Raw genomic sequence first — 13,891 nt, 5'->3', positions numbered from 1 at the left:
TGCGCTGGGGGAGTAGGAAGGTCGTCCTTGTTGGGCGCAGGAGTGACAGGACATCTGCCGTCGCGGCTGCGAAAAGGTTCCGAGTATAAGCGCTTTCGTGTTGTGGGCGCGTGATTACTCGCATTATTGTTGCGATCACATCGAAGCTCTGCTTTATCGGGAAAATCCCTACATCATTATTTAAAAGAATTGCCTATAGTCTCTATAGACTTAGATTGATTCTCTTGGGATTGATCGATATTCGGAACTCGTATTTCATCAGGGGGATTCTAACCATGAACGCATTCAGAAGTATGAAAATCGGCACCAAGCTGTTATTGGCTTTTGCCGTGTCACTGCTGCTCACAGTCATACTCGCAGCCATTTCGCTGACCAGCATCAATTCGCTGACGGCATCCATCAAGGCGGCCGATACGGTCCAGGAGCAACGGTTGTCACCGCTTTACTTTGCACGCGAAGCCCTCGACCAGACCGGCATTGCCGCCCGTAATGCCTATGTCTTCCGTAGCGACAGCGATGCGCAGAAAGAACTGGCCATCGTCGATGAGCAGAAGCAGCTCTATCTGAAGGCCTTGCGCGACATGGAGTCTACCTTCGCCGGTAGCAAGAACTTCGAGACGGTGCGTGCAGGCTTGCTGAAAATGGCCGATGAACTGAAGCGGCCGCGTCAGTATCGCGAGGGTGGCAAGATGGAAGAGTACCGCGACTTCCTGGTCAACGAATGCAGTCCTCTGCGTCGTCAGATCGTGCTCGATATCAACAAGGTGATCGACGAAGTGAGTGCGGAAAACGACAAGGCACGGCAAACCACTAACGACATGGCTTCCCGTGCCTCGATTATCGTGGCCGTGTTGACCATCATCGTGGCCATCATTTCCGTCCTCATTGCGTTTGTCATCACCCGTGGACTGTTGAAGCAACTCGGCGGCGAACCGGCTTACGCGGCCCAGATCGCCCAGCAGATCGCTGCTGGTGATCTGACCTCTGACGTGCAGACCAAACTTGGCGACACGACCAGCCTGCTGTTTGCCATCAAGCAGATGCGTGACAGCCTGGTGGCCATTGTCGGCAAGGTGCGCGAAGGTACGCATACCATCGAACAGGCTTCAGCCGAAATCGCTTCCGGCAACATGGATCTGTCGTCACGCACCGAACAGCAGGCCGGGGCACTGGAAGAAACCGCCTCGGCCATGGAAGAACTGATGTCGACGGTGAAGCAGAATGCCGACAATGCCAAGCAAGCCAGCCAGCTCGCGGTCTCGGCCTCGGAAGTCGCCAGCCAGGGGGGCGAAGTGGTGGGCAAGGTGGTCACCACCATGGAGGGGATCAATACTTCCTCGCGCAAGATCGTCGACATCATCAGCGTCATCGACGGTATTGCATTCCAGACCAATATCCTGGCCCTGAATGCTGCGGTCGAGGCCGCGCGTGCCGGTGAGCAGGGACGTGGTTTTGCGGTGGTCGCCTCGGAGGTGCGTAACCTGGCACAACGCAGTGCCACGGCGGCCAAGGAAATCACCGGACTGATCAATGATTCGGTGGCGCAGATCGAGCAGGGCAGCAGTTTGGTCGAGCAGGCCGGGCAGACGATGGAAAACGTGGTCAGCAGTGTGAAGCGAGTGACCGATGTGGTGGCCGAGATCTCGTATGCAAGCCAGGAGCAGAGCAACGGCATCAGCCAGATCAATGTCTCGATTACGCACATGGATGAAGCCACGCAGCAGAACGCGGCCCTCGTGGAGGAAGCCGCCGCTGCTGCGAACGCCATGACGGAACAGGCCAGTGCGCTGTCGGGGCTGGTATCGACCTTCCAACTCGAGGCATCGGTGACGCCTTCCATCACCATGGCTGTCGGGGAGCGTTCGCGAAAGACATTCACGGGCAAGGCATTGGCGCTGAAGTAGGATGCTTGCCTAAGACAGATACACCAGACATATGATTGCGCCCGCCTATTGCGGGCGCTTTTTTTCGTCTCGACTTCCGGGAATGTGACTGCTTCTCGCACAGATGTGCGCGCCAAGCGCGCATCCCGATGGCTTCTTGCCGTGCCGCATCCTTCGCGCAAATTTAGCGCCTTCAGTCAGGCAAACGTCAGCCAACGCGCCGAAATCTACTTTATGATTTTTTTACGATAGGTGGCCCTCAATATAACGACGCGTATCACGCGATACAGGAGACCAGCATGACTGCCACGGCTGCAAGCGCTTCCCGGCGCAAGACTTCGTTGACCGAAATGACCATCCGGCTGTTCGAGCGCATGATCCCTGATCCCTTCGTCCTGGCGATCCTGATCACGGGCCTGGTCACCTTGCTGTCGTTTCTCTTTGCACCCCATGCCACGCTGGCACACGTCATCGGCGGTTGGTACAAGGGCTATTTCGACATCCTGACCTTTGCCTTCCAGATCACCCTGATCCTGGTGACCGGCCACGCCTTTGCCCATGCGCCGCCGGTACAGCGTTGCTTCAAGGCCCTTGTTGGCCTGGCCAATACGCCGGCGCAAGCGGCCACGCTGACCTTTCTTTCGGTGGCTGTGGCTTCGTTCTTCAACTGGGGTTTTGGCCTGGTCGTGAGCGCCTTGCTGGCGCGCGAGGTGGCCAAGCGGATGCGCGTGGATTTTGCCTGGATCGTGGCGGCGGGGTATTCGGGTTGGGTGGTCTGGGCGACGGGGGTTTCGAGTTCGATCGCCTTGGCCCAATCCACCCCGGGCAGCGCCATGAATATCGTCGAAAAACTGACCGGACAGGTGCTGCCATTCAGTAGCACCGTCTTCACTCGCTTCAATATCATCCCGACCGTGATCATGCTGGTGGCCATGCCCGTGGTGCTGGCCTGGCTCAAACCGAATGATGAACAGGCCTCGGTGCTGGACATCGAAAACAATCCCGACGCCCCGATCCGTCAGAAACCCACGGGCAAGCTCAGTTTTGCCGCCTGGATCGAGCATTCCTGGATCGGCAGCGCCTTCATCGGCCTGGTCGGCATCGGCTTGCTGGTACTGAGCCAATTCCAGCACATCGCTTTTTCCGGCGTCAATGCCGTGATCTTCGTGATGTTCATCGCCGGTGTATTGCTGCATGGTTATCCGCTGGCATATGCAGACGCCATCAAGAATGCCGCCAAGCAGACCGGTTCGATGATGCTGCAATACCCGCTCTATGGCGGCATCATGGGCATCATGGATGCCACCGGGTTGCCGGATGTGATCGCTCATTTCTTCATCACCATTTCGAATGCGCATACCTTGCCCTTCTGGAGTTACGTATGCTCATTGATCGTGACCTTTTTCATTCCCAGCGGTGGTGGTCATTGGGCGGTGCAGGGCCCCTTCGTGGTACCGGCCGCAGTGGCCTTGCACGCGTCGGTACCGGCCACGACCATGGCCGTAGCCATGGGTGAGCAGGTATCGAACATGTTGCAGCCGTTCTGGGCTGCGCCGGTGGTGGCCATGGCAGGCATTGGGGTGCAGCGTGTTCTGGGTTATACCGCCACGACATTTCTGGTGGGAGCGGTGGTCTATGGAGCGGCCTTGTTGCTGCTGGTGTGAGCGGACCGTCATTGGATTGAACTGAAAGGGATGGCGAAATTGCAGTTTATTTTTTCAAAGAAGATGCTTGGGTATATTGTCCGCTTGCTGTTTCTTTACATGATCTGCGCCGTATTCTCCTGGGCCCAGGCTCAGGACCGGCGTGCGGTTTCAGAGCCGCAATTACCGACCCAGGCCTGCGCGACATTTTCTCCTTTGTTTCCGTCTTCCCTCGGACAGGAGACGGCACGACTGCAACAGGCGATTGATCAATGTCCCGCTGGCCAAGCGGTGCATCTGATCGTGGGCGGGCAGGGCGGGCGCTTTGAAACCGCGCCTCTGACCATGAAGTCCGGTGTCACCCTCTGGCTCGACAAAGGGACGGTGCTGGCGGCGACGACCAATGCACTGGCCTATGACCGCAACGGGCACTGCGGTAGCATCGACCGCAAAGGCAACGGCTGTCGTCCTTTTATCTTCTTCAATGGTACGCATGACGCCGGCATCATGGGCGAGGGCGTCATTGACGGTCAAGGCGGAGAGCTGATGGCAGGCACGAACGAAACCTGGTGGCAGCTTGCCCGCCGCGCCCAGCGTGAATCGGGAAAGCAGAATAATCCGCGCTTGATACAGGTCGACCATGCAAGCAACCTGATGTTCTACAAAGTCATCCTACGCAACTCGGCCAACTTCCATCTGGCGCTGAACCATGTGCAGGGCGTGACGATCTGGGGCGTGACTATCGATGCTCCGGCGCAGGCGCGCAATACCGATGGCATCGATCCGTCGGCGGCCGAAGATGTCACCATCGCTCACAGCTTCATCCGTACAGGAGACGACAACATAGCGATCAAGGCCGGAAACGGTGCGACCCGCTACCTCTCTATCCTCAATGATCACTTGTACTGGGGGCATGGGCTGTCGATAGGCAGCGAAACCGTGGACGGCGTGAGCGACGTGCTGGTGCGTAATGTCACCATCGACGGTGCGGTTTCGGGCTTGCGCATCAAAGGCAATTCCAGCCACGGAGGCGAAGTCAGAAAAATACGCTACGACAATATCTGTCTGCGCGGCAATGTGCGTCCTATCGACTTCGATACCCGCTATGGCGATGAGGCTGGCGGAGAAAATATTCCAGTCTATCGGGAAATTCTCTTGAAGGACGTCAGCGGAAGTGGTGGCGCCCTGGTGGTGCATGGGTATGACGCGAATCACTTGCTGGACATCGCTTTGGATGATGTCCGTTTTGATACGGACGCCCGATGGCAAGTCAGCGATGCCAACCTCTCCGTGCTCAAGGGCGGCGCGTATCCTCTTCCGGCGATATCTATGGCGTCGGCCACGATTGCCCCGGTCAGTGATTGCAGATTGAATTGGCTGGCGTTTCCGTCTGCCTTATAAACTTTTTCGACCAGCGCAAGCTTGGCCATCCTGCGGTGCGATCAGGGGAAGGTCATGTCCAGACCGAGCATCTTGCTGACAATATCGGTGACGATCCAAAGGCCCAGGAGCAATAGCAGAAAGACCAGTGCCACCAGGCCGCTGGTGCGCAGCACCGCGCGCGTGTCCATCATCTGCTTGCCCTTGTCCTTCTTTCCTTGGTCGTAATGCCACTTGATGGCGAAGAACATACCCGTGATGAACACGAGCAGCTTGAACGTCACGAAGACGATAGGGACCCAATCGATCATTTTGAGTATTTCCGTTTGCTGGGAGAGACAAAAAAATCCGATAACACTTCAGTTGCCTGAGCGCTATCGGATACAACCACATCAAACCCATTGCCAATCGTGGTGCCCAGCAATGCAGCACCAGCTACAAGTCTGAAAATAGTCAAGGTGTGTCACTGTCCCTGTAACACTTGTGTATGAATTCTAACCAGGCCATGTAGGGAAAGTCCAGAAGACAAGATCCATACAAGATTAACTTGCTCTTCCAAGCCGGGTGGACAATACCCGCGAAGGCGACAAGGATAGCGTTCAGGTCGCGGGCTATTGTCCTACGCCGAAGGAGCTAGAAGGATTCCCACTCTTCTTTTTTGTCGTCCTTGATGCTGTTGGGCAGGGCGCGTGGTGCCTGGTTGGCGCCGATGGCGGCCGGACGTGCGGACTGCGGTTGAGTTTGCTGTTTGGACGGCAATGCCTTGCTGGTGACTGCAGAGGATTTCAAGGACGCTGCCTGTGGCATCTGCATGGTACGCAACTCGGGCCCGCCTGCCTCATCCAGGCGGAACACGCTGACCAGTTCCAGCAATCGCTGCGCCTGATCCTGCAGGGCTTGTGCGGCGGCGGCGGCTTCTTCCACCAGCGCGGCATTCTGCTGGGTGGTGTTGTCCATCTGCATGATGGCCTGGTTGACCTGTTCGATACCTTCACTTTGCTCGTGCGTGGCAGATGATATCTCACTGACGATATGGCCGACCTGCTCGATGCTGCTGACCACCTGGTCCATGGTATTACCGGCTTGCGCCACCAGTTCAGTGCCGGAAGAAACCTGGTTGACCGAATCGTTGATCAGTTCCTTGATCTCCTTGGCGGCGGTGGCCGAGCGTTGTGCCAAAGCGCGCACTTCCGAGGCCACCACCGCAAAGCCGCGTCCCTGCTCGCCGGCACGGGCGGCTTCCACGGCGGCATTCAAGGCCAGGATGTTGGTCTGGAAGGCGATGCCATCGATTACCGAGATGATGTCGACGATCTTGCGCGAGGAATCGTTGATGGCGCCCATGGTCTGCACCACTTGCTTGACCGCTTCTCCGCCCTGGTTGGCCACGGCCGTGGCAGTGCCGGCCAACTCACTGGACTTGCGGGTGTGATCGGCATTCTGCTTGACGCTGGAGGTCAGTTGTTCCAACGAAGAGGCGGTTTCTTCCAGCGCGCTGGCCTGCTCTTCGGTGCGCGAGGACAGGTCGAGGTTGCCGGTGGCGATCTGGGTCGAGGCCGCGACCATGGAGTCCGTGCTGTGCCGGACTTCCAGCACGATGGCCTTGAGCTTCTGGTTCATCGCCGCCAGCGCCTGCAGCAGGCGGCCGGTCTCATCGGTAGAGTGGGCGGTGATGACGGCGGTCAGGTCACCGGCAGCCACCGTCTCGGCCACTTCCACGGCGCGGCTTAACGGACGGGTGATGCTGCGCGAGATGGTCCAGGCAATCAGGGAGGCGAACAGGGTGGACAGTAAGCCGGACCCCAGCATGATCAGGCGGGTGGTATTGTAGGCGGCCTCTGCGTCTTCCACGGACTGGTCCATCAGCTTTTTCTGCATGTTGGAAAAAGCTTCCAGTTCGCCGAAGTAGGCTTTCTGCAACGAGGTCAGTTTTACCACCAACAGTTCCACGGCAGTCTCCCGCTGACCTTTGGCATTGAGCTCTTCAATCTGCGTGCGCAATGATGTGTATTGATCGCGCGCGGTCATTACCTTCGCAAATTGCGCGCGCGCAGCCGGATCAATAAGGAATGTTTCCAGTTCCTGAAAGTGCGCCGCCACTTGGGACGCAAGTTCCTTGGTATTGGCCTGCTCCCGCGCCGCTTGCCCGGGGTCGGAAGTCAGCAACTGGTTGCGCACGGAAATCGCCACATCATCCATCTTCCCGGCAATGGTGTTGATCAGGGCGATCTTCTTGTAGCGGTCATTGACGACCAGGTTGATGGCCTCGTTGATATCCCCCAGGCGTATCAAGCCCAGTGTGACGATGGTCGCGATTGCCAGAATGAGCACAGAAAATGCAATAGCCAGACGCGTGGCGATACTGAAGTTATTGAAGCGCATGATTCCTCCCTGAAATGAACCGCTTGTAGTCGATTCTTCTGCTGTAAAGGCGCTTGATGGGCACTGACCGATTGCGAAAGCCAGGAAAAGCTCATGAGGATGAGTTGGCGACCGGTAATGGCACGTCATCTTGCCGCGGTGTGATCGTTATTTCGGTCCTTGGCGCGAAACAGTTCGCGTGCGGTCTCAAGCGCTTCGTGCTCTATGTATTTTTTATTCTTGAAGAACATGAGCGTAACAAACATGCAGCCAATGAACGCCAATGCTGCAAATATCAGGCAGACGATATACATGACGCATTTCCCCCCGGATTGCGTTTTCGTTCTGGACAGCCTAGCTTCAAAAGGAATAAACGAAAGTGAAAATTGGTGCCAAGCTGATCTAGGAAAAGACGACCCCAGTTACGTATTCATCGTATCTGGCAATCGGGGCGATCGGGTCCAATGAAACGCGAACTGGCATATTTTCCCTCTGGAATACTCCCTCACAAGATGCTAATAGATGTTGTAGGTTGATAGTAAATTATATTTATAGCGTAACTTACTTGGTTCGCAAGTGGCGGGCAAGTCAGGGGCGGCTACATCCTATCCTTCCATCAAATATCGACATGCGAATTTGTAATTTAACAATGGATAATCTATGCAATAAATTAGGAAGCCTGTTCTCAACGAAGAGGTTTCTTGATGCAACTCAACATTCGCCAATTTCGCCGATTTCCCCAGTTACCGCTGTTCTCGCTCTTGATGTTGTTCGGGGGCATCGCTCATGCGACTGACGGCTATTTTCAACATGGCTACGGTGTCAGGTCGCAAGGTGCTGGTGGCGTAGGCATTGCACTGCCTCAGGATGGGCTTGCAGCTGCATCAAATCCTGCCGGCACCGCATTTGTCGGAGATCGCCTGGACGTTGGCCTGACATGGTTCTCACCCACACGTGGCGCGGACGTGACGGGTAACCAAGGGTCGGTGAATGGCAGTTTTGATGGTAGTGGCAAAAAGAACTTTTTCCTGCCTGAGATCGGCTGGGTCAAACAGATCAATCCTCAACTGGCTGCGGGTATTGCTGTCTATGGCAACGGCGGCATGAACACGACTTACAGGAACGGTGTGCCCTTGTTCGGTTCAGGTGAGGCAGGGGTCAATCTTGAGCAGTTGTTCATCGCTCCCAATGTGGCCTGGAAAGTCAATGAATCCCATGCGTTCGGGCTGGCCGTGAATTTTGCGTATCAGCGTTTCGAGGCCAAGGGATTGACCAACTTCGATAATGCCTTGTTCTCTAACAGCCCTGGAAACGTCACCGACCGTGGCACTGATACCTCCACAGGATGGGGGCTGCATTTAGGTTATATAGGGAAAATCACTCCCGACCTGAGCGTTGGCGTGACCTGGTCCTCGAAAATCAAGGCCAGCAAGTTCGACAAATACAAAGGTTTGTTTTCCGATGGCGGGAGTTTCGATATCCCGGAAAACTATGGTATCGGCTTAGCCTACAAACTTACTGCGGCACTCACCCTCGCTGCTGATGTCAACAAGATCGTGTACAGCGGTGTGAGCTCCGTGGCGGCGCCCATCGCCAACTTCGCCTCCGCAAGACTTGGTTCATCTACGGGGCCAGGATTTGGATGGCAGGACGTTACCGTCTATAAAATCGGTACAGTCTACGAGATCACGCCGAACCTGACCTTACGCGCTGGTTATAACCATGCGAGCCAACCGATTTCCTCCAGCCAGACCTTGTTCAATATCCTTGCGCCCGGCGTGGTACAAGATCACGTCAGTGTGGGCGGTACTTATAAACTGGCTGGAGGTGGCGAAGTCAGTCTTGCCTATACCCATGCCTTCAAGAAAACCATCAATGGTGCCGCATCGATTCCGCCAGGCTTTGGTGGAGGCAATGCCAATGTGCATCTCGAGGAAGATATTCTCGGCGTTGCTTATACGTGGAAATTCTGACGTCATGTGCTTCTGACGTCGCGGTACTACGCAACAATATCCGAAGTTGGCTCGATATCCGGCTCCCGCAAAGAGGTCGCAACGCATTGGTTGAAAAATTACTCAATGTTGCGCGAATACCAAGACAAAACCGGGGGATTTTCCCGCACCAAGGAAAGCAAATTATTCACCAATACAGCCGGATCATGATGGGCCCGTTGCGCAGCATCGACCACCTCCCCCGATACGGTCCGCCGGGAATTGATATCTTGAAGATGCGCGAGAATATTAAGATTTTCTCGTCCACTCATATTAATTCCATCCTCCATGCTTTCGACGCCCAAAAGTCGATTGGATGCCTCAATAAGAATGTCAAGCGGGATATCGACGACACCGGGTGGTGGCAGGTCGGAGCGCCTGTTGAAAGTCCGCGAAAATGCTTGCCTTGGTACGTTGACGAGATTGTCTCGCGACGTGCTAGGACGAATGGCAAGCACATCGGGATTTTGCGTGTAATACCTAGACACCCTTAGATTGACGCGGGCGATGGCTCGCACAAGATCAGAGACACTTCTCTGGTCGCCAACCCCAGCAAGGCGTTGCCTAATCTGATCGCGGAGGCGAGTGGCAGACCTATACTCCCGGTCAAGCTGCTCAAAACGTTGACTGATATTGATCAAACCATCCAACTCCACCTCCATACGACGTAGGGTTTCAGCGGATATATGGCTGCCGGAAGCCCGCGTACGAACTCCTGCTGGAGCATTAACGCGGCCCTCCTGTTGCGTAGGAGCAGGAGCGACAGGCGCATCGGGGCGCTGCGCATAGTGCAAATTGACCTGTCGATTGATGCGACTTATGCGCTGCGTGAAGTCATCTGGCGCGCCCGCAAGAACATCCCCTTCCTCAACGCGACGGGTAATCTGATCCCGGACCCGAACGGCTGCGCGATACTGCGCGTCCAGTCCCTGAACACCATAGGTTCTCAAAATCAAACCATCAACTTCCTCCGCCATACGACCAACGCGCTCCCGGATCCGCAATTCAATCGCGTTTGCTGGAGTCCTGGGACGAGTTGCAAACGGTGCACTCCGCTGCCCCTCATGTAAAGGTGATGCGCTCGGAGTTGAAAAAGGAGTACGTCCTTGGGCCTGACGCAACGGAGACTGTGCTGCAGTAGAGGCGACTCCTCTATGTTGTACAGGTGTAGGCGGAGCCTCATGGTCATACTGCATATGAGCCTGCGTATTCACGCCACTAGAACATAAATTTCCCATATCTATTCCTCAGCAAAAAAGTAGCTATTCGCCTGATAGGTGATGGGTGCACATCCCAAGTTCCACTATGACGAGAAATTCTACTGGAATTCATTTCATAAATAGCGCCGCAGGTGGCAAGGACGAAAGCGCTAGAAAAAAGGCTTCTTAATGGAAGTCTCCCCCATCTGTAGGGAAGTGATTCGTACGAGGCCCGTATCAGAAAGCTGCATTAGTCTGGATGCGAATAGAAAGCAGCCCGCGCTAGCGGGCTTTTTCTTTTTACGACGACTTCACTAAAAGATTAAGTTAGCCGCTGTGCGCAATCGTCTGACGCAATATGTTATTACGAAGAAAAAATTCTCTAGGTAACTAGCTGATTACTCGCGAGTGCTGAGATAGAACCGGAGGGTCTTTCTGAACCAAGGCAAGCAAGTTATCCACTAATGTCGCCGCATCATTATTAGAGCGACGTGCCGCGTCAATAACCAGCGGCGATACCAACTGGTTATTTTGAATATCTTGAAGATGCGCCATCACATTCAGCTTATCCCGTGAGTTGACATCCGCGTAGGAGACCATAGTTTCAAAGCCCCCCAGGCGGTTAGCCGCGACTTCAAGAACTTCCCTTGAGACGTTAGCAGCGCTCCCCCGCAGTTCAACAACGGAGTATCGATGTGCGTCTGGATTGAGCGCGTAGGCCCTAACAATTTGCCGATTGATTCGTTCAATACGCCGTGTGAAATCGTCCGCTCCACCAGCCCGTATGTCCCCGTTAAGACGACGGCTAATCTGCTCCCGTACACGCAAGGCCGCCTGATATTGAGAGGCCAACGAGTCAATACCGTAAGTCACACGAATTAAGTTATCAACCTCGCGCGTCATACGGCGAATGCTCTCAAGCATCCGCAATTCAACTGCATTTACTGGCGTTCTGGTCGGGGTTCCAAGCGGTCTATGCTCATGCACCTGATGCAAAGGAGAGTGGGCAGGCGTCGCTGCCGCACTTGGCTGCTGCTCAGGCGTAGGTGGAACTTCATAGTCATACCGGCTCTGCGCGTGTGAACTCACACCGCCAGCACATAAGTTTCCCATATATCTATTCCTGAAAGAAAGAGTTCAATCCTCGGTATTACATCGCCTCCGGTAAGGGAGAAAGCGAAATAGACTGCACTTGCTTTGTGTGGAAATTCCTTTTCCTTAGTTCCGATATGAATTAAAAATCCTGAGGGGCGCAGTTCAGTTCAGGCTGCATAAGGGGCGGAAGATTGGAGGCAAAGGCCGAGAGATTCGTTGTCGAAAAATGAGCGTAGCGGCGCTCCATCTCTACCGATTCCCATCCCTCTGATTCTTGTAAGGATAAAAGTGGTGTACCGCTGACCGACTAAAAGCTGTACCGAGGTTCACTAGCGTGCGGGCACTAATCTGCGCCTCAACACCACCTACCGGAATTAAGACATTGACGAATACATCATGAGGCCCATTCCACCTCCAAACCAACCATCCCTTCCCAATTTACCGGAGGATGCGCAAAGCCAAATCGTCGGCCAGATACAAACCGCAATTCGTGGAGATATCTTGCGCACCAATCCTTCCGCAACACCGGAAGAATGCGCCAGATTGTCGGCGCGGGAATTCGCACGACTCAAGCTGGTAAGTCCCGCGATGCGAAATATCGTGAAGCAGACAATCAATCATTACGAGGATGTTGGCATGGCTGTTAGCAGGACGGCGATGCATAACATCATCGGCAGCACACGCTTTCGTCAGGAATTGGTAGCCATCCTAAATGGACACTGCTTTATCGAAGTGCCTTTTAGTTGGCTTTCCCCGTTAGAACAACAAATTACGCTAGAGGAGCTTTCCCGTCCTGCGCAATTAGCTCATCTAAAAAAAGTTCACATTGACGCCAAGTCATACATGAATACCGCAAGACTCCCTCTAAGGGGAATTGCAATGACACTTAACGTGCTTGATCGCTATGGATCAGATTCGATGAGCATTGACTTAGATCTAGCGCTAAATGGACTCGGAAATGAACGTCTGAAGGCATTCATTTTGAATCTACCTCAAGAACGCATCACGAAGTTGAACCTTGACGAAAATCACATAGGACAAGAAATTGCCCTCTTAATCGCCGATCGCCTGATGGGGAGGTTGAGAGAACTGTCAGCGTCAGACAATTTTTTGGGTCAGGAAGGTGCCCAGGCGCTGGCAAGAAAATTAGCAAATTCTCGTCTTGAATCGCTTAATTTAGAAGGTAACCATATTGGCTCTTCAGGTGCAATAGCGATCGCCGCAACACTACCGCAATCCGATCTATCCTCACTTAATATCAGCAGCAACCATATCGATGGGAATGGATGCAGGGCCATCTTCCTCATGATGAACAGATCCGCCCTCACGCAGTTGAACATCGGTGGTAACCAAATAGATATGGACGCTGCAATAGCGCTGACGAATGCCATACCAGGTTCTGGCATTAAGAAGCTAGATCTCAACAATACGGGGATTAATAAATTAGGTGGAACACTATTGGCTGAAAGATTTAAGGAAAGCGCACTGACAGATTTGAAACTTGGCACCAATCCGCTGTCGGATGAAGGGGTGCTAACGATAGTCAATGCCTTGCCGGAAAGCATGTTGACATCCATCCAGTTGAGCCGATGCCATCTAGGCAGAGCAAGTGTACTTGGCCTTGCAGATGCACTCCCGTTTTCGAAGCTGAAATGGCTGGCATTGGACGAAGTGCGCCTGACAAATGATTGCGTCAGTGCCTTCGCGGAAGCACTGTCATCCTCCAAAGTAGAGAGACTTCATCTAGATGGCGCAGCTTTAACTACTAACGGACTAAGAGTGCTTACGGAAAAAATCCCGAATTCCGCTTTATGCCAATTAAGCCTAGCGAGAAATATGATAGGAGACGCGGGGGCAGAAATCATAGGCGGCTCGTTAAAAAATTCGAAGCTGACTGACCTTACTCTTGACGCCAATGGAATTGGGAACAACGGTCTAGTAGCGCTAACATCCATATTAGAGAACTCCAGCTTACTGAGGCTTTCATTGGCGGCAAACAGAATATCGTCAGCGGGGATAACCGCCCTGGCAGCACGACTGCCTCTCTCCAGATTAACCAACCTTGATTTAAGCGAGAATTTCGTGCGCGATGACGGCGCTACGGCCCTGGCCGGAGCAATCACAGCCTCCCAATTGACTAACCTTAGCCTTCTAGGCAACGAAATCAGTAACCTGGGCGCAATACAACTCGCCAACGGCGTAATGCACTCTAAACTGATGCACTTAGATCTTAGTGAAAATCAAGAGATAAATGCCGAAGGATTTGCAGCCCTGGAAGTCGTACGAAGGCGTATAAACCCACCGCAGATCTACCTAGAGTAAAGGTATCTGAACCGCCC

General features: G+C 54.1%; 10 protein-coding genes. 5 read left to right on the top strand and 5 right to left on the bottom strand.

Going from position 1 to position 13,891, the window contains the following annotated elements; genetic code table 11:
- Positions 1 to 275: 275 nt before the first annotated feature.
- The 3 genes from RC54_RS18615 to RC54_RS18605 all read left to right on the top strand — a co-directional run bounded on the left by RC54_RS18615 (position 276) and on the right by RC54_RS18605 (position 4,927).
- Positions 276 to 1,904 (top strand): methyl-accepting chemotaxis protein, encoded by a 1,629-nt coding sequence (locus RC54_RS18615; RefSeq protein ID WP_061790228.1) that lies wholly within the window; start codon positions 276 to 278, stop codon positions 1,902 to 1,904.
- Positions 1,905 to 2,182: 278 nt separating this feature from the next.
- Positions 2,183 to 3,547: a short-chain fatty acid transporter gene (locus RC54_RS18610; RefSeq protein WP_061790229.1), complete on the top strand. Its 1,365-nt coding sequence runs from the start codon at positions 2,183 to 2,185 to the stop codon at positions 3,545 to 3,547.
- Positions 3,548 to 3,577: 30 nt separating this feature from the next.
- A complete protein-coding gene (locus tag RC54_RS18605) occupies positions 3,578 to 4,927 on the top strand; it encodes a glycoside hydrolase family 28 protein (RefSeq protein WP_244216380.1) in 1,350 nt (449 codons plus the stop codon).
- A 41-nt stretch (positions 4,928 to 4,968) separates the two neighbouring features.
- On the opposite strand, the gene RC54_RS18600 is transcribed toward RC54_RS18605, so the two are convergent.
- The 3 genes from RC54_RS18600 to RC54_RS25405 form a co-directional block, all read right to left on the bottom strand.
- Positions 4,969 to 5,217: a hypothetical protein gene (locus RC54_RS18600; protein ID WP_017452230.1), complete on the bottom strand. Its 249-nt coding sequence runs from the start codon at positions 5,215 to 5,217 to the stop codon at positions 4,969 to 4,971.
- A 322-nt stretch (positions 5,218 to 5,539) separates the two neighbouring features.
- Positions 5,540 to 7,288 (bottom strand): methyl-accepting chemotaxis protein, encoded by a 1,749-nt coding sequence (locus RC54_RS18595; protein ID WP_058896421.1) that lies wholly within the window; start codon positions 7,286 to 7,288, stop codon positions 5,540 to 5,542.
- 125 nt (positions 7,289 to 7,413) lie between these two features.
- Positions 7,414 to 7,581 carry a hypothetical protein gene (locus RC54_RS25405; protein ID WP_164471225.1) on the bottom strand — a complete coding sequence of 56 codons (168 nt, stop codon included), beginning with the start codon at positions 7,579 to 7,581 and terminating at the stop codon, positions 7,414 to 7,416.
- 390 nt (positions 7,582 to 7,971) lie between these two features.
- Between RC54_RS25405 and RC54_RS18590 the strand changes: the two genes are divergently transcribed.
- A complete protein-coding gene (locus RC54_RS18590) occupies positions 7,972 to 9,240 on the top strand; it encodes an OmpP1/FadL family transporter (RefSeq protein WP_058896420.1) in 1,269 nt (422 codons plus the stop codon).
- A 98-nt stretch (positions 9,241 to 9,338) separates the two neighbouring features.
- Here the strand turns inward: RC54_RS18590 and RC54_RS25400 are convergent, their stop codons facing one another.
- Positions 9,339 to 10,235: a hypothetical protein gene (locus RC54_RS25400; RefSeq protein ID WP_156481329.1), complete on the bottom strand. Its 897-nt coding sequence runs from the start codon at positions 10,233 to 10,235 to the stop codon at positions 9,339 to 9,341.
- A gap of 612 nt (positions 10,236 to 10,847) precedes the next feature.
- Positions 10,848 to 11,570 carry a hypothetical protein gene (locus RC54_RS18575; RefSeq protein ID WP_156425864.1) on the bottom strand — a complete coding sequence of 241 codons (723 nt, stop codon included), beginning with the start codon at positions 11,568 to 11,570 and terminating at the stop codon, positions 10,848 to 10,850.
- 378 nt (positions 11,571 to 11,948) lie between these two features.
- Here RC54_RS18575 and RC54_RS18570 point away from each other — a divergent pair, with 378 nt between their 5' ends.
- Positions 11,949 to 13,874: a leucine-rich repeat domain-containing protein gene (locus tag RC54_RS18570; RefSeq protein ID WP_082686082.1), complete on the top strand. Its 1,926-nt coding sequence runs from the start codon at positions 11,949 to 11,951 to the stop codon at positions 13,872 to 13,874.
- Positions 13,875 to 13,891: the final 17 nt, after the last annotated feature.

Origin of the sequence: Herbaspirillum rubrisubalbicans (assembly GCF_003719195.1) — a bacterium.
Lineage (GTDB): Bacteria > Pseudomonadota > Gammaproteobacteria > Burkholderiales > Burkholderiaceae_D > Herbaspirillum > Herbaspirillum rubrisubalbicans.
Note: the sequence above shows the minus strand (reverse complement) of the source record. Positions and strands in the feature narration are given on the sequence as shown.

Excerpts from the sequence above, each read along its gene's own strand:
- RC54_RS18595 (WP_058896421.1), bottom strand. The coding sequence starts at position 7,288 with ATGCGCTTCAATAACTTCAGTATCGCCACGCGTCTGGCTATTGCATTT.
- RC54_RS18605 (WP_244216380.1), top strand. The coding sequence starts at position 3,578 with ATGGCGAAATTGCAGTTTATTTTTTCAAAGAAGATGCTTGGGTATATT.
- RC54_RS18570 (WP_082686082.1), top strand. The coding sequence starts at position 11,949 with ATGAGGCCCATTCCACCTCCAAACCAACCATCCCTTCCCAATTTACCG.
- RC54_RS18610 (WP_061790229.1), top strand. The coding sequence starts at position 2,183 with ATGACTGCCACGGCTGCAAGCGCTTCCCGGCGCAAGACTTCGTTGACC.
- RC54_RS18575 (WP_156425864.1), bottom strand. The coding sequence starts at position 11,570 with ATGGGAAACTTATGTGCTGGCGGTGTGAGTTCACACGCGCAGAGCCGG.
- RC54_RS25405 (WP_164471225.1), bottom strand. The coding sequence starts at position 7,581 with ATGTATATCGTCTGCCTGATATTTGCAGCATTGGCGTTCATTGGCTGC.
- RC54_RS25400 (WP_156481329.1), bottom strand. The coding sequence starts at position 10,235 with ATGGCGGAGGAAGTTGATGGTTTGATTTTGAGAACCTATGGTGTTCAG.
- RC54_RS18590 (WP_058896420.1), top strand. The coding sequence starts at position 7,972 with ATGCAACTCAACATTCGCCAATTTCGCCGATTTCCCCAGTTACCGCTG.
- RC54_RS18600 (WP_017452230.1), bottom strand. The coding sequence starts at position 5,217 with ATGATCGATTGGGTCCCTATCGTCTTCGTGACGTTCAAGCTGCTCGTG.
- RC54_RS18615 (WP_061790228.1), top strand. The coding sequence starts at position 276 with ATGAACGCATTCAGAAGTATGAAAATCGGCACCAAGCTGTTATTGGCT.